Source organism: Mycobacterium appelbergii (assembly GCF_032883035.1).
GTDB classification, from domain to species: domain Bacteria; phylum Actinomycetota; class Actinomycetes; order Mycobacteriales; family Mycobacteriaceae; genus Mycobacterium; species Mycobacterium appelbergii.
Map to the genome: position 1 here is coordinate 58515 of NZ_JAMQTH010000004.1, position 16955 is coordinate 75469.

Here is a 16955-nt window from a genome sequence, read left to right on the forward strand (position 1 = left end):
AAATCCGTCCATCGAGGAGGTCGTCCGCATGGCTGTCACGACAGAAACAGCACCTATGCAACCTCATTTCGAGGAGGTGCAGGCTCACTACGATCTCTCCGATGATTTCTTCGCGCTGTTCCAGGATCCCTCACGGACCTACAGTTGCGCATTCTACGAGTACGACGACATGCCGCTGGAACAAGCACAATTCGCCAAGATCGATCTCGCGCTGGACAAGCTCGGCCTGCAACCCGGCATGACGCTGCTCGACGTCGGCTGCGGCTGGGGCGCGCTGATGAAACGCGCGGTCGAGAAATACGATGTCAACGTCATCGGCCTGACCCTCAGCAGAAACCAGTATGCCTACACCCGAGGCCTTTTGGAGAAGATCGAAACCGACCGCTCGCACCTGGTGCACCTGATGGGTTGGGAGCAGTTCGACGATCCTGTGGACCGGATCGTCAGCATCGAGGCCTTCGAAGCGTTCGGGAAGTCCCGGTATGCAGCATTTTTCGATACTGCCCATCGGGTGATGCCTCCGGATGGGCGCATGGTGGTGGAGACGATCTTCACCCATCCCATCGATTACTGGCGTGAGCATGGCATCCCGATCACGTTGAGCGACATGAAGTTCACGCGGTTTCTCGGCAAGGAGATCTTCCCGGGCGGACAGCTGCCGTCGGACGACGACATGCGCGAGTTCTCTTCCGGGTCCGGCTTTTCCACCGACGAGCCGCAGCTCATGAACGAGCACTACGTGCGGACCCTCGACACCTGGTCGGCGAGCCTGGCCGACCACCGCGACGAGGCGATCGCGATCACCTCAGCAGAGGTCTATGACCGCTATATGCATTATCTGACCGGCTGCGCCGATTTCTTCCGGCGCGGCCTCGCCGAGGTGGCCCAGTTCACCTTCACCAAGCGAGCTCAGTAGGCGCCGAAGGTCAACGCCACGTTCAGGCCACCGAAACCGAACGAGTTGCTGACCGCATAGCGGTAGTCGCCGCGGCGGGGCTGATCGGCCACCACGTCCAGATCGATCTCGGGATCGCAGTTCTTCAGGTTGAGGGTGGGCGGTATGACGCCGTCGCGCAGGGTCTGCACGGTCAGCACGGCCTCCACCGCCCCGGCCGAACCCAGCGTATGCCCCAGGGCCGCCTTCGACGCGTACACCGCGGGCACGTGGCGGCCCAGCGCGTGGTGGATGGCGCGGGCCTCAGCCAGGTCACCGTAGCTCGTGCCGGTGGCGTGGGCGTTGACGTGATCGATGTCGGCGGCGGTGAGACCGGCCAGTTCGATGGCACGGGAGATGGCCGCACCGGCCAGCTCCCCGTCGGGATTGGGTTCGACGAGGTCATAGCCATCAGAGGTCATGCCGACACCCATGAGGCGGGCCAGGACCGGGGCACCACGGGCCTTGGCGTGCTCCTCGGTTTCGATGAGCATCAACGCGCCGCCCTCGCTCAACACCATCCCGTCGCGGTCCTTGTCGAACGGCCGGCACGCGGCGGGCGGATCGTCGTTGTAGGTCGACATGATGCCCATCTGGCTGAATGCCGCGACAGGCACCGCCTCGATGCACGTCTCGACGGCACCGCAGATCGCGATGTCGGCGTCACCCAGGATGATGTGGCGCCACGCGTGCGCGATCGCCGAGGCCCCCGATGCGTCGGCCATCAACGGTGAGATGACGCCTGCCTTCGCCTGCCGTTCCAAAGCCACCGTGGCCGCCGGCGAATTGGGCATGTACTTCTGGATCGCGGTCGGCGGCACCGCGCGCAGGCCCTTCACCAGCCAGGTGTCGTACTGAAGGATCATTTCCTCGGTCGAGCCCAGGGCCAGCCCGATCGAGACGAGCAGCCCTCTGGTGTCGATGTCGGGTGACCCGGCGCTCTCCCAGAGCCTGCGACCGAGCACCTTGGACATCTGCTCCATGTACGAAAGGCGGCGCCGCTCAACACGGGTCAGGCTTTCTTCAAAACTCTCCGTCAGCTGCCCGCCGATGCGCACCGGAAAATCGAACTCGGTGACGAACGGCTTGTCGAGGGTGCGGATGCCACTTCGGCCCTCCAGCAACAGTTCCCAGGTCTCCTCGGCCTGGGCCGCAAGGGCAGTCGTCGACGCGACCGCGGTGACGACGACGTCGGCCAATCCGTCGCCGGTGGTCCTGGCACCCATGGGTGTGCTCTCGTTTCGTCGTTTGCGAGCCATTCTGTTGCGGTGACTGGTTCCACTCTAGGACGACCCGTCCCGAGTGAGGTCGGATTGGCCGGTCGAGGACAGCAACAGGTGCAGTGCGGCAGCGCCCGCCAGCAACTCCCGGGACCGCCGCGCCAAGTCGTCTTCGCGGGCAGATAACGTGGCGCCGACGTCATCCCAGTCCTGTCCGTCACGCAGCAGGGGCATCAGTGCCCGCAGCGGCGGGATGCGGTAGCCGGCCAGCCGCAACTGATGCACGATCCGAACGTCGCGCACATCCCGCGGTGCATACCTGCGGACCCGGCCGGCGGACCGGCCCGCAGTGATGAGTCCCTCCGCTTCCCAGTGCCGCAGTGCGGAAACCCGAACACCCAGCGCCCCTGCGAGTTCCGAGATCGTCATCGAGTCCGACGGCCGGGCGTCGTCGAGGGGTTCGTCGACGATCGTCGCGACCGCGCGCTGGGCGAGCCGCAGATCCCGACGCTGCGTGTGGATCTGCGCGTGCGCCTCGTCGACCAGCTCGAGCGCCTCCGATGCAGTGCCCTGCACGACGCGCATGATCCGCTTGGCATCGACCGGACCGACGGCCGCCGCAAATGCCCGGTAGGCGTCGACCGACCGCACATGGGCGTGGCTGTACACCCGATAGCCCGACGCCGTACGCGGCGCGGTGGGCAGCACGCCGGCGCGCTCGAGGTTGCGAATCTGCTGCACCGAGTAGCCGGTCCGCTGTGCGACATCGGCAGTTCGAAGGCCTGGGTTGAGACTTTTCATCTAAACCACCAGTACATTGTCGTCAAAGTCCACATAAGCACTTCAATGTGAGGCTTGAGTCTATGACGATCGAAGACATCATCGACCTGGTCCGTGCAATGGACGCCGTCGTGGTCCTGCAACCACAGCCCGGCGACGGCTCCCCCGAGGTCGCCTGGGGTGACGTGTTCTTCTACTACTCCCCCGACGGCGTCGTCCCCAAAACCCAACCGTTCGCCACCATCGTCACCAAGGACTATCCGGGGGACTCCGCATCCCGCCTCGACCGGCCCGGCGCCTTCCGGCTGAACATCGCGGCCGGACCGGCGCACACCGGCAGCACGTCACCGGAAGCCAGGGACGACACCGTCATCACCCACCCGGTGTACGGGCGACAAGGGTGGCTGGCCATCGCCAATCCCGGCCGGCACACCGCCGCTGTCGCGCAGGACCTGCTCCGCTCTGCGCACCGGCGCGCGCACGATCAGTTCACCCGTCGAAAGAAAAACCCGTAAGACGCAGTGCCGCAAGGCCTTCCAACCTGAGCGCCGTTTTCATTGACACGGTCACGTAATCGGCGTGTACTGGAGTTTCAGGGCACGCCGCCCGCTGACCGACAGCTTCTCCCTGTTCGACTATTACGGCACAGGGACGACAGAAGTGACGTTCCTTTTCGGGATCCCGGTCAGCGTGGTGGCGTGGCTCCAGCTGAGTCAGCTGAGTGTTGTTGCCATTCCCGCCGCACCGAGCGCCAGCCGTCATCGGGCAGCGCAAGCCGGAAGATGGTCCGCATGACCTGGAAGTACTGGCTGGTCAGAGGTCCGCTGGTGTAAGGCACGTTGTACTTGTCGCACAGTGCACTCACCCGCTCGCTGATCTGCGGCAGCCGGTTGCTGGGCAGGTCGGGGAACAAGTGGTGCTCAATCTGGTAGCACAGGTTGCCGCTCGAGAACCCCAGCACCGGACCGGCTTTGAAATTCGCCGCACCCAGCATCTGCCGCAGATACCACTCGGCCCTGGATTCTTCCTTCAGAGCCTCCGGGGCGAATTTCTCGGCGCCGTCCGGAAAATGACCGCAGAAAATCACCAGGTACGCCCAGAAATTGCGTACCAGGTTCGCGGTGGCGTTGGCGGCCAGCGTGCGTCGCCACCGCCGCAGGCTCAACGCAGGCAGCAGGACATAGTCCTTCAACAACTGCCGGCCCGCCTTGGAGTGGAACGCCGCCTTGGCCGCCCGCTTACCGTCCTCGGTATCGGCGCGGTCGCGTTCGGAATAGAAATCGTGCAGGGCGATGCCCCATTCGAAGACTGCGGCCAACAACAGATTCCGCAGCGGCTGCACCAGATGCTGTGGCTCCCATTGCTGATCGCGGGTCACCCGCAGCACACCGAAACCCAGGTCGTCATCCACGCCGAGCACATTGCTGAACACGTGATGGCGGTAGTTGTGCGAATACCGCCACTGCGCCGACGGCCCCGCCATGTCCCACTCCCAGGTGGTGGAGTGGATCTCCGGATCGTTCATCCAGTCCCACTGGCCGTGCCCGACGTTGTGCCCGATCTCCATGTTCTCCACGGACTTCGCGTAGGCCAGCGCCGCCGTCCCCACCAGCCAGCCGGCCTTCGAACGGGTCCCCGCGATCGTCAGCCGGGCGGCCACGTCGAGGGTCCGCTGGAACAGGATGGTTCGCCGGATGTAGGCCGCGTCGCGCTCGCCGAGGGATTCCTCGATCTCCGTACGCAAGGCGTCCAGCTCGGTGCCGAATGCCTCGATGTCCGCGCGGCTCAACTGTGCGTATGCCGCGATGTCACTGATTGCCAAAATTTCCCGGTCCGTCGAAGTGCGGCAGAATGGTCCCGGGCCACCTGCGATGTTGCTGTCAGCCTAGGCGTGAATGCCGATCCGTGCCACCGCACCGATCGATGCCCGACACTGGAGGGCATGACCGAACCCGCCCCTACCCGAGTCGCGGTCTATCTGGACTTCGACAACATCGTGATTTCGCGGTATGACCAGGTCAACGGCCGTAACTCGTTTCAGCGGGACAAGGCCAAGGGCTTGGAATCCGACCGGTTGGCCCGCTCCACGGTCGATGTCGGCGCCGTCCTGGACTATGCGTCCTCCTTCGGGACGCTGGTCCTCACCCGGGCGTACGCCGATTGGTCAGCAGATGTTAATACCGGATACCGCCAACAGTTGGTGGGCCGCGCGGTCGACCTGGTGCAGCTGTTCCCGGCCGCGGCCTACGGCAAGAACGGCGCCGACATCAGGCTGGCCGTCGACGCCGTCGAAGACATGTTCCGGCTGCCCGACCTGACCCACGTGGTGATCGTTGCCGGCGACTCCGACTACATACCGCTCGCCCAGCGCTGCAAGCGGCTCGGCCGCTATGTGGTGGGCATCGGGGTGGCCGGTGCGTCGAGCCGGGCCCTGGCCGCCGCGTGCGATGAGTTCGTCGTCTACGACGCGCTGCCGGGCGTCCCGATGATCAAGCCCGAACCGTCCGCGGAGCCCGAGACCCCGAAACGCACCCGCCGCACCAAGAAGACCGAACCCGAGGAGCCGGAGGAACCCGACCCCCAGGCCGCGGCCACCGCGCTGCTGACCCGCGCACTGCAGATCGGCCTGGATAAGGACGACGCCGACTGGCTGCACAACTCGGTGCTGAAGGCACAGATGAAGCGCATGGATCCGTCGTTCAGCGAAAGATCTTTGGGTTTCCGGTCTTTCAGTGATTTTCTGCGATCCCGGTCGGATGTGGTGGAGCTGGACGAGACGACGACGACGCGGATGGTGCGGTTGCGCGAGTGACGGCAGTGCGCTGCGCCCCATGCAATTTCAAAGTGCGCGTAGGGTGTGTGAACCGGGACCGACACAGGCCCCCACATCAAAGGGGCCACGATGGCCGATAAGTCTCCGCGCCAGGGTATGGCGAAAAAGTCCGGGAAATCTCTGAAAGAGAAACGCGCGGACAAGCGCGCCAAGGGTGCGAGCGCCGCGTTGACCGAGGATGTGCTGCACCCCAAGAAGCGCTGACCAACCTCACAGTTTGCCCTCGCGGTGCGACGGGTATCCGAATTTTCAGGCGCGCAGCCCCTGCGCCGAAAAATTCCGATACCAGCACCGGGAGGAAACATGTCTCAGAAATCGTCCAGCGAGACCGACGTGGTGAGCTATCTCCAAGATCAACACCAGCTGATCAGGGACCTTTTCGTCGAAACACTCGACGCCTCTGACGCCGATACCCAGCGTGCGGCCTTCAATCGGCTGCGGACCCTGCTGGCTGTGCACGAGGCCGCCGAGGAGATGTTTGTGCACCCCCGCGCACGGCGCAAACTTGATGACGGCAATGCGGTCGCCGACGCGAGGTTGGCCGAGGAACACGACGCCAAGGTCGCGCTGCAAGAACTCGAGCAGATACCGCACGGTACTGCCGAATTCAGCAAGAAACTCATCCATCTGCAGAATGCGGTGCTCAAGCACGCCGAAGCCGAGGAGAAGGTCGAGTTCGCCTCGCTGCGTACGGACCTCGATGAAGACGAGCTGCGCAAGCTCGCCACCCTCGTCCAAGCCGCCGAACGGATCGCCCCCACACATCCGCATCCTGGCACCGAATCGTCGCTGGCCAACTTCGCGGCCGGTCCGTTCGCCTCACTGTTGGACCGCAGCCGGGATGCGCTGAAGGCCGCAATGTCCTGACCTACGGCTTAAGCATCATCTTGACCGCGCCATCCTGCTTCTTCTGGAAGATGTCGTAGGCATGCGGCGCTTCGGTGAGCGGCAGCACGTGGCTGGCGAAGCTGTCCACACCGAGCGGATCCGCATCGGTGAGCAGCGGCATGATGTCGTCGACCCACTTCTTCACATTGGCCTGCCCCATCCGCAGCTGGATCTGTTTGTCGAACAGCGTCAGCATCGGCAGCGGATCGGCCATGCCGCCGTAGACACCGATCAGTGAGATGGTGCCACCGCGACGGACGATGTCGATGGCCGAGTACAACGCGTCGAGCCGGTCCAGCCCGGCCGTCTGCATCATGGGTTTGGCCACCATGTCCGGCAGGGCCGCCGTCACGCGTTGCATCATCTTGGCGATCGGTGAGCCGTGTGCCTCCATGCCCACGGCGTCGATGACCGAGTCGGTCCCCCGTCCGTCGGTCTTGGACCGGATCACCTCACCCACCGAGCCGTCGACCGCGGTGAGATCGACGGTCTCGATGCCGCGGGTGTGGACGCGCGCGAGCCGCTCCGGGATGCGGTCAACCGCGATCACCCGATAGCCGAGATGGTGGGCGATGCGCGCGGCCATATCCCCGATCGGGCCCAGGCCGAGGACGGTCACCGAGCCACCTTCGGGGATGGCGGCGTAGGCGACGGCCTGCCAGGCCGTCGGCAGCACATCGGAGAGGTAGACGAACCGGGCATCCGGCGGGCCGTCGGGCACCTTGATGTGGGTGAACTGCGCCTGGGGCACCCGAAGGTACTGGGCCTGACCACCAGGCACCCGGCCGTAGAGCTCGGAGTAACCGAACAACGCCGCGCCCATGCCCTGATCGCGCACCTGCGTGGTCTCGCACTGGGTATAGAGCTGTTCATGGCACATGTAGCAGTGGCCGCAGGAGATCTGGAACGGCACCACCACCCGGTCGCCGACCGACAGTCCGTCGACCCCGCCGCCCACCTCGGCCACGGTGCCCATCGCCTCATGGCCGAGGATGTCGCCCTCGTGCATGAACGCGCCGAGCACTTCGTAGAGGTGCAGGTCCGAGCCGCAGATGTTGGTCGACGAGACCTCGATGATCGCGTCGCCGGGTTCCTCGATCACCGGATCCGGGACGGTGTCGACCCGGACATCGCGTCGGCCATGCCACGTCACCGCTTTCACAGCACTGTCCTGTTCATACCGCGTCGGCTACCCCCGCTGCGATGGGTCAAACACCTTCATACTGGGCAGGGTCAACCGGAAGCGAGGCCGCATGGGTGAAAGATCAGCTGCCGCGTTCGAGGAGTTCGTCGGCATCCTCGATTACCCGATGTTCATCGTCACCGCCAGTGTCGGCGACGAAAACGCGGGCTGCCTGGTGGGTTTCGCGACGCAGTCCAGCATCGACCCGCCGCGTTTCCTGGTCGGGCTGTCGCCGAACAACCACACCTACTCTGTGGCCCGGGCCGCGACCCATCTCGGGGTGCATTTGATCACGCGCGACGACGTCGAACTCGCGGAGCTGTTCGGCAGCGAAAGCGGCGATCAGCTCGACAAGTTCAGCCGGTGTGCCTGGCACCGCGGGCCCGCCGGCGTGCCGATCCTCGATGCCGCGTGCGCCTGGTTCGTCGGCTCGATCCTGGACCGCTTCGATCTCGGCGATCACGTCGGCCAGCTGTTGGAACCGGTCGCCGGGTATGCCACCGACACACATCCGACGTTCGTCAGCTTCGCCGATGTGAAAGACCTGGATCCAGGGCATCAGGCCTGAGCCGGGCTGATCACCGGAGCGCCCCGTTGATCACCGGCTGGGTGATCATGCCTTTCTCCACGCCCCACATGGTGGCGATGGTGCGGTATTCGCCCGTCGCCATCACGTGCTCCAATGCCTGCCGCAGTGATTCGGCCAGCCCCGAGCCTTTCGCCACCGGCCAACCGTAGGGCGCGGAGTCGAACACGTCGCCTGCCGGCTCGAGTGCCCCGCCGCTGAGCTTGATCGCGAACCCCGTCACCGGCGAATCCGCCGACATGGCGTCGACCTCACCGGCGATCAACGCGGCCGTCACCTCGTCCTGTTGGGTGTAGGCGACCTTGTCGACGGGCGGCAGTCCCGCGGCCACACACGCGTCACTCTTGGCCGGGATCTCCTCGGTGTCCTGAATCACGCTGAACTTCACACCAACTCGCATCCCGCAGGCAGCGTCGGGATCCACCGAGGACCCGGCACGCTGCGCCCAGAGCGTTCCGGACTGCAGGTAGGTGACGAAGTCTGCTTGTTGTTCCCGCTCGACGGTGTCGGTGACCGACGCCATCCCGACGTTGAACTTCCCGTCCTGCACCGACGGCAGGATCCCCTCGAACCCGGTCTCGCGGAAGTCCGGCACCAGCCCGAGCGTGCGTGCCACGGCCTTCATCAGGTCCACGTCGAAGCCGACGATCTCCCCGTCGGAATTCTTGAACTCGTTGGGCGCGTAGGGCACATTGACCCCGATCACCAGCCGGCCCGTCTCCTTGATCTCTGCGGGCACCGTCGCGGCGATCTCCGGGACGGCCCCCATCGGCGCCTTCACCGGACCCGTCGTCGACGCCGTATCGGCCAGGCTCGGCTCCGCGCCGTGGCCACGCAACTGCCAGACCCCGACCACGCACACCGCCGCCACGAGCACCGTCGCGGCCGCGATCAACGCCACACGACGCGGCACCCGCACCCGGGGCCGGGTCCGGACGCGTTGCGCGGAATGCCGGCCCGACCGGCCGGTCGTGCGGACCGGCACGCTCAGCGCCGCGCGCGCCGCGGCCGCCAGTTCTCCCGCACTCTGATACCGCTTGCCCGGCTTCTTGGCCATGCCCTTGGCGATGACCTCGTCAAAGGCGGCCAACCGGGAATCCGTGGCCGACGGTCGCGGCGGGGGCGACACCATATGCCCGGCGATCTGCTGTTCCAGGCTGTCGACGGGATACGGCCGCGCCCCGGTGAGACATTCGTAGAGCACGCACGCCAGCGCATAGATGTCCGAGCGTGGATTGACCTGACCGGCGTCGAAACGTTCCGGCGCCATGTAAGCCAACGTGCCCAGGGTGCTGCCCGCGGTGGTCATCCCCGCTTCGCCGGCGGTGCGGGCGAGGCCGAAATCGATCAGATAGACGAAGTCGTGATCGGTGATGAGAATGTTCGACGGCTTGACGTCGCGGTGGGTCAGGCCGGCCTGATGCGCGGCGTCCAGGGCGGTCGCGACCTGCTCGACCATATTCACCGCGAAGGCCGGTTCGAGTGGCCGTTCAGTTCTGGTCAGCATGGCCCCGAGGTTGCGGCCCGCGATCAACCGCATATCCAGATAGAGCCGGCCGTCGATCTCGCCGTAACCGTGGATCGGCACCACGTGCGGATCGTTGACGCCGGCCGCGGCGTGCGATTCCCGCCGGAAACGTTCCTGGAACGTGCTGTCCTGGGCCAGGTGCGGCGGCAGTACCTTGAGCGCGACGATCCGGTCGGTTTTGGTGTCGAAGGCCTGATATACCTCGCCCATGCCGCCGCGGCCGATCAGCTTTTGCAGCTGATAGTGCCCGAATGGTGTCGTATCCACTCGATTACTCCTCAGCAGCGGCCCCCCGGCGTCGTCGATCGAAACTACATCACCTGCCTGCAGATAGCGCCCGCTCACAACGACTCGGCAAACAATTCCGTCAGATGGCGACCAATGACCGACATCGCACAATCCTCCGGCTACGTTGGTCGGCGAGCCGCGAAAGGGGGGAACATGCGCGTTGACGGACGGGACATCACCGTCACCGGCAGGCTGCTACAACCCCTGACCCGACGCACCAATGACATCCTGCGCCTGGCGCTGGCCACCCTGTTCCTCGCCACGGTCATCACCAGCTCGCTGATCACCCGCTACGAATGGGTCTCGCTGGAGCGGTCGATCTCCGAGATCGTCGGCGTGCTGACCCCGACCCAGTCCAACCTGGTCTATCTGGCCTACGGCATCGCGATCCTCGCGCTGCCGTTCGTGATCCTGGTCAGCCTGGTCCTGTCGCGGCAGTGGAAGCTGCTCGGCGCCTACGCCGCGGCCGGGCTGATCGCCATCCTGTCGCTGTCGATCACCGGCAACGGCATCGCGGCGCCGAAGTGGCATTTCGACCTGAACGACCGCCTCGACAGCCAGCTGTCACAGTTCCTCGACGACCCCCGCTGGATCGCCATGCTGGCCGCGGTGCTCACAGTGTCCGGCCCGTGGCTGTCGCGTCGGCTCCGCCGGTACTGGTGGACGCTGCTGCTGGCGTTCGTGCCCATCCACCTCGTCGTCAGCGCCGTGGTGCCGGCCCGGTCGCTGCTGGGCCTGGCCGTGGGCTGGTTCGTCGGCGCCCTGGTGGTGCTGATCGTCGGCACCCCGGCCCTGGAGGTGCCGCTCGACGGCGCGGTACGGGCCATGGCGCAGCGCGGATTCGTGGTCTCCGCACTGACCGTGATCCGCCCCGCCGGGGCCGGGCCACTGCTGCTCGACGCCGCATCCCAAGATCCGGACGCCAACGCCGTGGTGGAGCTGTACGGCCCGAACCAGCGCAGCGGCGGTGCCATGCGCCAACTGTGGCGCAAACTGCGGTTCCGGACCGACGAAACCGCCCCGCTGCAAACCTCGATGCGCCGGGCCGTCGAGCACCAGGCGCTGATGGCCATCGCCATCGGCGATCTGGGCCTGGCCAGCACGTCGACAATGTCGGTGGCGGCCCTCGATCGCGGCTGGACGCTGTATGCGCACAACCGGAAACGCGGTATCCCGCTGGACAAGTGCTCCGACGATGCCACCGTCGGGCGGGTGTGGCGCGCGCTGCGGACCCTGCACGATCACCAGATTTCGCACGGCGACCTGCGCAGCAAAGAGATCACCGTCGAGGACGGGGCCGTGCTGTTCGGTGGGTTCGGCAATTCCGAATACGGCGCCACCGAGGCCCAACTGCAATCCGACATCGCGCAACTACTGGTCACCACCACCGCGCTGTACGACGCCCCGTCGGCGGTGAGCGCCGCCATCGAGGCGTTCGGCCGCGACACCGTGCTGACGGCTTCGCGCCGGCTCACCAAATCCGCGGTGCCTGCACCGGTGCGCGATGCCGTGCCCGACGCCAAGGCCGTCATCGCCACCGCCCGCGATGAGGTGATGCACCAGACCGGCGCCGATCAGATCCAGACCGAGACCATCACCCGCTTCACCCGCACCCAGGTGATCCAGCTGGTGTTGCTCGTCGCGCTGGTCTACGTGGCGTATCCGTTCATCAGCACCGTGCCCACGTTCTTCTCCGAACTGCGCACCGCGAACTGGTGGTGGGCCCTGATGGGTCTGACGGTCTCGGCGTTGACCTATGTCGGTGCGGCAGCCGCGCTGTGGGCCTGCGCCGACGGCGCGGTGAGCTTCCGCAACCTGTCGATCATGCAGGTGGCCAACACCTTTGCCGCGACCACCACCCCGGCCGGTGTCGGCGGACTGGCCTTGAGCACCCGGTTCCTGCAAAAGGGCGGGCTGAGCACGATGCGCGCCACCGCGGCGGTGGCCCTTCAGCAGTCGGTGCAGGTGATCGTGCACATCCTGCTGCTGATCTTTTTCACCACCGCCGCAGGCGCGGCAACCGACCTGTCGCATTTCGTGCCAGACGCCACCGTGCTGTACCTGGCCGGCGGCGTGGCCCTTGGACTCATCGGCGCGTTCCTCGCGGTTCCCAAGCTACGGCGCTGGTTGGCCAGCGAGATCCGGCCCAAACTCAAAGAAGTGTCCGACGACCTCATCGAGTTGGCCCGCGAACCGCAACGGCTCGGCCTGATCGTATTGGGCGCGGCGGGAACGACTCTCGGCGCCGCTCTGGCACTGTGGGCCAGCGTCGAGGCGTTCGGCGGGGACACCTCCTTCGTCACCGTCACCGTCGTCACCATGATCGGCGGCACCCTGGCGTCAGCCGCCCCCACCCCCGGCGGTGTCGGCGCCGTGGAGGCCGCACTGATCGGTGGTTTGGCCGCGTTCGGCGTGCCCGCTGCGGTTGGTGTGCCCGCGGTGCTGCTCTATCGGGTGCTCACCTGCTGGCTGCCGGTGTTCGTCGGCTGGCCCGTGATGCGGTGGCTGACCAAGAACGAGATGATCTGAGCGGGGCGACACGGGCCCCAGGTCAGTTGCCGGCGGTGTTCCCGGCGTGCACCGCGATGGGCTTGATCCGTTCGCGGATGTCGGCGAGTGGCGTCACGGGGTGATCGTGATCGTGCGCTGGTGTCGGGCAATCCTCCCGGACCCGCACATGATTGGACAATTCAATCGGCTGGCCGTGTGGTGTGCCCAGGTAGGCACGCCGCCATTGTTCGTGCCGTTCGTCCACGGTCGCTGACGACACGGAGGCGTGCCTGTCGACCATCCGCGTCACCGTCGCGAGCCACTGACGGTAATACGATTCGGTGACCGTCTCGTCGTCACGCCGCGGGTGGTGAAGGATCTCGGTCGAAAACTCCTCCACCCACTCGGTCCAGGTAAACATGCGCTGCCGCGTCAATGCCACGACAACGGCGAAAGCCTCTACGTGCCAAGGTTCTTCGAACGCAACCTCGGGATCTTCACGGCCAGTCACCAGCATGTTCACGATGCCGGCTCCGGGTCCAGATAGCTGTCCCACATGTCGACATACACCCAGGTGTTCGGCTCTCCCCGCTCGCCGAACAACTCACCGGCGCTGAACTTCACGCAATAGAGATGCTCAGGGTTATCGCCAAGCCCGTGCGCCATGGTGTCGGGGTAGACGAAGAAGCCGTGGTGCAGGTCGATGACACCGTTGTGGAGTTTGGCGTAACCGGGCAAGCGGGTGTGGCCGACCGGATTGTGGTTGCGTACGACAACCCGGTCCCCGACCGCGAATCGCGGTTCGACCGTAACCTCACGCGTGAACGAAGTGGGAGTGCGAATGGCGCCGAAGACCTGTGCAGGCGCTAACTTCTGCATGTCAGGACATCTCCCTTGCTGCAAGTTCGGCGACCCGTTGGGCGAGCTCTTCTTTCGTGAACAAGCCGTTCTGAAATCCGAGGTTCTCCGCCGCGCGCAACCAGTGCACGTAGTACGGGGTGCTCAAATACTCAGCGGGGTCCATGACTTCGATCGAATGGCGGAACTCGTCCAACGGGCACAACCCGCTGGCGAAGTACAGTCCGATGACCGAAAAGACATCGCGATCCCACTCACCATGGAAGACCGGCTCATTGTCTTCGGTCTGGACGGCACCCATACCGTCCTTGCCACCGACATCGTGAATACCGTTCATACCGTTGCCCCTTCGGCCGTCGCCGCCAGCTTCGTGCCGATCATCGCGTCGCGGCTGACCAGCTCGGCGAGCTGCTCGACGTTCATATCGTCGGTACCGGCAGGACGCTGTGGGATCACCACGTAGCGAACCTCCGCCGTACTGTCCCAGACTCGGATCTCGACGTCACCGGACACAGTGGTGCCGAACTCTTGCAGCACCGCCCGCGGCTCGTAGACCACCCGAGCGCGATACTGGGGTGCCTTGTACCAAGCGGGGGGCAGCCCCAGTACGGCCCACGGATAGCACGAACACAACGTGCACACGACGACGTTGTGCACCTCATCGGTGTTCTCGACGAAGATGACATGCGCGCCTTCGAAACCGGTCATGCCGAGTTCGGCCAGCGTGGCCGTACCGTCGTCGAGCAGCTTGGCTTTGAATTCCGGTTCCACCCAAGCCCGAGCGATGACGGCAGCACCGTCCTTGGGCCCGATCCGGTTCTCGTAGATGTCAACGATCTCGTCGAACGAGGCCGGATCGACAATGCCCTTGTCCACCAACAACGACTGGATCGCCTTGATCCGCAGCGCCGCATACGGTGGCGGGTCGGTGTATCCATCGCTCCGCTGGATTTCTTCCATGATGTGGTACTTCCCTTCTGCCGGTCCGCCACGGGCTCAGGTTGTGCGCTAGACCACATCTAACCGAGCATTCGCGCACCGCACAATCCGAATATCTGCAGCGGTAACTGCAACAATGCACCTGTGCAGGTGGGCGCCCGTTGCGCAGCACTAAGCCGAGAATCTCAGTCACCTACTGACCACAATCCTCGACACAAGCGCTTCGGAGCTCCCCTCCGTCCCGGGTTCTCTGGCGGCCTGCTGTGCCGAGCCTGCAGCCTTTTGCGATCACAGGCTGAAAAAGCATCAAGAAGCTACAGGTTCATCACAGCGTACGCCGCATTACCCACCAGCCGAGCCTAGATCGGCATCCGGTACCCGAAGAACTCGTGGTCTTCGTTGTAGCCGCCCTGCCCCCACCCGACATCTTTGATGTCGGCGACGAATTCAACGGCCTCAATCCATTTGACTTGTTTGAAGCCGAGCTCCAGTTCATTGCGCAGACGCAGGGGCGCACCGTGCAGATCGCCGAGCGGCTCGCCGTTCATCTCATAGGCCAGCAGGGCCATCGGCGCCCGCATGTGGGAGATCTTGTGGCACGCGTAGTACCGCCCGGTCCCGGGTTCGGGCCCGTCGCCGAGGGAGTAGAACACCACCCACCGTGCGGTGGGCAGCGGCCGCACGATGTCGATGAGGTCGCTCACCCGGATCCCGCCCCACTTGGCCACGCCCGACCAGCCCTGAATGCAGTAGTGCTGGGTGATCTGCTCGTGCTTCGGCAAAGCCCGTAATTCGTCGTAGGACAGCACGATCGGATTCTCCACCAGTCCTTGAACCTGCAGCGCGTACTCCGACCAGCCGGAGCGGCGCAGCCGCAGATAATGCTCGGAATCGGGAATCCGTCCGTTCGCCCAGTGGTACGGGGTGATGTCCTTCTCCTGATACGACGCCCGGGCCGGCATGCGCTCCATCAGTTCTTTCGCCCAGCCCACGACGAACCGGCCTGTCTGCTGCACCACCCGGGGATAGCGCAGCGTCAACGGCGACGCGATCAGCCACAACATGCCCACGACCGCCGCGGCGATCACGACGATCACCACCGCCCAATAGGAATGGGTGTCGGTGCCCAACGTGATGTGATTGAGGTTCCCCACCGCGCCGGTGAGCAGCACCATGGTGACGTGGCTGACGATGAAGACCAGCATCCAGGCCAGCACCGCGAAGTGGATGGTCCGGGCGACCTGCCGGTTCAACACGCCACGGCCCGTACCGAACCGTGCCGCGACCGCAGGCGCCTGCAACAGACCGGTGAGGAACGCCAACGGAGCGGCGATGAACACCGTGATGAAGTATGCCAGCACCTGCAGGCCGTTGTAGTTCGTAAAGCCCTGATCGACAGGGAAATTCAGTGAGGCGTACTGGATCGCGGTGGACAGCGCGTTGGGGAACACGGTCCACGACTGCGGCACGATGCGTTGCCACTGATCGGTGCTGAACAACAACACATAGAAGATCGCCCCGTTGATCAACCAGAACAGGTCGAAACTGAAGTGCCACCAGCGGGCCAGGCCGATCGAATGGCGAAAGCCCGGTATACCCAAGCTCTTCGGCAAGGCCACCGCATCGTCTTTGGACGTCCACACCCGCTGCGGATCATTCTTGTCCAGACGGTCGGCAGGTATTGGATCACGCATCCGCAGCCATTCGGTTCCCGGTTTGCACCCCGAATTGAAGTACAGCCGCGGGTGGTCAGCCAGAATCTGCAGCCCGGACCGGATGATGAACATCATGAAGATGATGTTGAAGAAGTGCTGCCACCGCAGCCACGCGGGAAATCCGGAGGTTACTGCAGGCGCGAAACTCGTTGCGGTGCCTGGATAGCGGGCGATGAAGCTCTGCACCCAGCCGTAGTGCCGCAGCTGCTGAGCCACCGCGATGAGCACGAGCAGCCCGACAGCGCCGATCACCACCAACCACACGCTGCTGACCCACCGCCGACCGATCCGAATCATCGGGATCCGCGCCCGCACTTGAGGAATCCCACCGCCGAAGGCGGCTACATCGATTCGCTCCTGAAGGGCGCCGTTGGGGTTGTGCTGATCGAGCAGCGCTCCCAACTGGCTGTCGGCGGTGAGTCGCTCAGCGCGCGGGTCATCGATAGTCATGCAATGACCTCCTGCGACGCGTCGCGGTCAATCAATCACAGAATCCACGGGAAATACCCGTACATCGGGAAGTTGTCCACAAACGGCGGAGCATCGTTGATCTGCGCGTTTCCCGGCGATATGCATTGGCTGCCCGCATTCGTCGTGGTGCACGACTGCGGAGCCGGCGCGATGTGCTGACTTGCGGGCTCGGCGGTCACGGTCGCTGCCTGCGCGATGGGCGCCAACCCGATCGACGCCGCGGCACATGCCATCAGAACACC

The 16955-nt window shown here is 64.9% G+C and carries 18 protein-coding genes; 7 read left to right on the plus strand and 11 right to left on the minus strand.

From position 1 onward, the window contains the following. Positions 1 to 28: 28 nt before the first annotated feature. Positions 29 to 916 carry a cyclopropane mycolic acid synthase family methyltransferase gene (locus M1247_RS10380; protein WP_317156234.1) on the plus strand — a complete coding sequence of 296 codons (888 nt, stop codon included), beginning with the start codon at positions 29 to 31 and terminating at the stop codon, positions 914 to 916. On the opposite strand, the gene M1247_RS10385 is transcribed toward M1247_RS10380, so the two are convergent. Then, entirely contained in the window at positions 910 to 2160 is a 1251-nt protein-coding gene (locus tag M1247_RS10385; RefSeq protein ID WP_317156235.1) for a KasA/KasB family beta-ketoacyl-ACP synthase, read from the minus strand. The genes M1247_RS10380 and M1247_RS10385 overlap by 7 nt on opposite strands. Positions 2161 to 2217: 57 nt before the next feature. Next, positions 2218 to 2955, minus strand: coding sequence for a MerR family transcriptional regulator (locus M1247_RS10390; protein ID WP_317156236.1), 738 nt, complete (start codon positions 2953 to 2955; stop codon positions 2218 to 2220). A gap of 62 nt (positions 2956 to 3017) precedes the next feature. Here M1247_RS10390 and M1247_RS10395 point away from each other — a divergent pair, with 62 nt between their 5' ends. Further along, a complete protein-coding gene (locus M1247_RS10395) occupies positions 3018 to 3449 on the plus strand; it encodes a DUF6194 family protein (protein ID WP_317156237.1) in 432 nt (143 codons plus the stop codon). A gap of 170 nt (positions 3450 to 3619) precedes the next feature. Here M1247_RS10395 and M1247_RS10400 read toward each other — a convergent pair whose 3' ends face one another. Further along, positions 3620 to 4756: a fatty acid desaturase family protein gene (locus M1247_RS10400; protein WP_317156238.1), complete on the minus strand. Its 1137-nt coding sequence runs from the start codon at positions 4754 to 4756 to the stop codon at positions 3620 to 3622. Between the two features lie 120 nt (positions 4757 to 4876). Here M1247_RS10400 and M1247_RS10405 point away from each other — a divergent pair, with 120 nt between their 5' ends. From M1247_RS10405 to M1247_RS10415, 3 genes are all read left to right on the plus strand, one after another. Further along, on the plus strand, positions 4877 to 5746 hold the full coding sequence (locus M1247_RS10405) for an NYN domain-containing protein (RefSeq protein WP_317156239.1): 870 nt from the start codon (positions 4877 to 4879) through the stop codon (positions 5744 to 5746). A 90-nt stretch (positions 5747 to 5836) separates the two neighbouring features. Continuing rightward, on the plus strand, positions 5837 to 5971 hold the full coding sequence (locus tag M1247_RS10410; RefSeq protein ID WP_317156240.1) for a hypothetical protein: 135 nt from the start codon (positions 5837 to 5839) through the stop codon (positions 5969 to 5971). A 99-nt stretch (positions 5972 to 6070) separates the two neighbouring features. Next, positions 6071 to 6634 carry a hemerythrin domain-containing protein gene (locus M1247_RS10415; protein WP_317156241.1) on the plus strand — a complete coding sequence of 188 codons (564 nt, stop codon included), beginning with the start codon at positions 6071 to 6073 and terminating at the stop codon, positions 6632 to 6634. 1 nt (position 6635) lies between these two features. On the opposite strand, the gene M1247_RS10420 is transcribed toward M1247_RS10415, so the two are convergent. Continuing rightward, positions 6636 to 7817: a zinc-dependent alcohol dehydrogenase gene (locus M1247_RS10420; RefSeq protein WP_317156242.1), complete on the minus strand. Its 1182-nt coding sequence runs from the start codon at positions 7815 to 7817 to the stop codon at positions 6636 to 6638. 91 nt (positions 7818 to 7908) lie between these two features. Between M1247_RS10420 and M1247_RS10425 the strand changes: the two genes are divergently transcribed. Beyond that, positions 7909 to 8406, plus strand: coding sequence for a flavin reductase family protein (locus M1247_RS10425; protein WP_317156243.1), 498 nt, complete (start codon positions 7909 to 7911; stop codon positions 8404 to 8406). 10 nt (positions 8407 to 8416) lie between these two features. Here M1247_RS10425 and stpK7 read toward each other — a convergent pair whose 3' ends face one another. Then, entirely contained in the window at positions 8417 to 10219 is a 1803-nt protein-coding gene (stpK7, locus tag M1247_RS10430) for a serine/threonine protein kinase StpK7 (RefSeq protein WP_317156244.1), read from the minus strand. A 174-nt stretch (positions 10220 to 10393) separates the two neighbouring features. Here stpK7 and M1247_RS10435 point away from each other — a divergent pair, with 174 nt between their 5' ends. Further along, complete coding sequence (locus M1247_RS10435; protein WP_317156245.1) at positions 10394 to 12769, plus strand: lysylphosphatidylglycerol synthase domain-containing protein; 2376 nt, start codon at positions 10394 to 10396, stop codon at positions 12767 to 12769. Positions 12770 to 12791: 22 nt separating this feature from the next. On the opposite strand, the gene M1247_RS10440 is transcribed toward M1247_RS10435, so the two are convergent. The 6 genes from M1247_RS10440 to M1247_RS10465 form a co-directional block, all read right to left on the minus strand. Next, a complete protein-coding gene (locus M1247_RS10440) occupies positions 12792 to 13247 on the minus strand; it encodes a nitrile hydratase accessory protein (protein ID WP_317156619.1) in 456 nt (151 codons plus the stop codon). A gap of 2 nt (positions 13248 to 13249) precedes the next feature. Further along, entirely contained in the window at positions 13250 to 13609 is a 360-nt protein-coding gene (locus M1247_RS10445; RefSeq protein WP_317156246.1) for an SH3-like domain-containing protein, read from the minus strand. Between the two features lies 1 nt (position 13610). Next, the gene (locus tag M1247_RS10450; protein ID WP_317156247.1) at positions 13611 to 13925 is read right to left on the minus strand and encodes an SH3-like domain-containing protein; all 315 of its coding nucleotides are present in this window, start codon (positions 13923 to 13925) and stop codon (positions 13611 to 13613) included. Further along, entirely contained in the window at positions 13922 to 14548 is a 627-nt protein-coding gene (gene nthA, locus M1247_RS10455) for a nitrile hydratase subunit alpha (protein ID WP_317156248.1), read from the minus strand. The genes M1247_RS10450 and nthA overlap by 4 nt, the downstream gene beginning before the upstream one ends. 338 nt (positions 14549 to 14886) lie before the next feature. Beyond that, positions 14887 to 16692, minus strand: a complete 1806-nt coding sequence (locus tag M1247_RS10460; protein ID WP_317156249.1) for a molybdopterin-dependent oxidoreductase — start codon at positions 16690 to 16692, stop codon at positions 14887 to 14889. 35 nt (positions 16693 to 16727) lie between these two features. Further along, entirely contained in the window at positions 16728 to 16946 is a 219-nt protein-coding gene (locus tag M1247_RS10465; RefSeq protein WP_317156250.1) for a hypothetical protein, read from the minus strand. Positions 16947 to 16955: the final 9 nt, after the last annotated feature.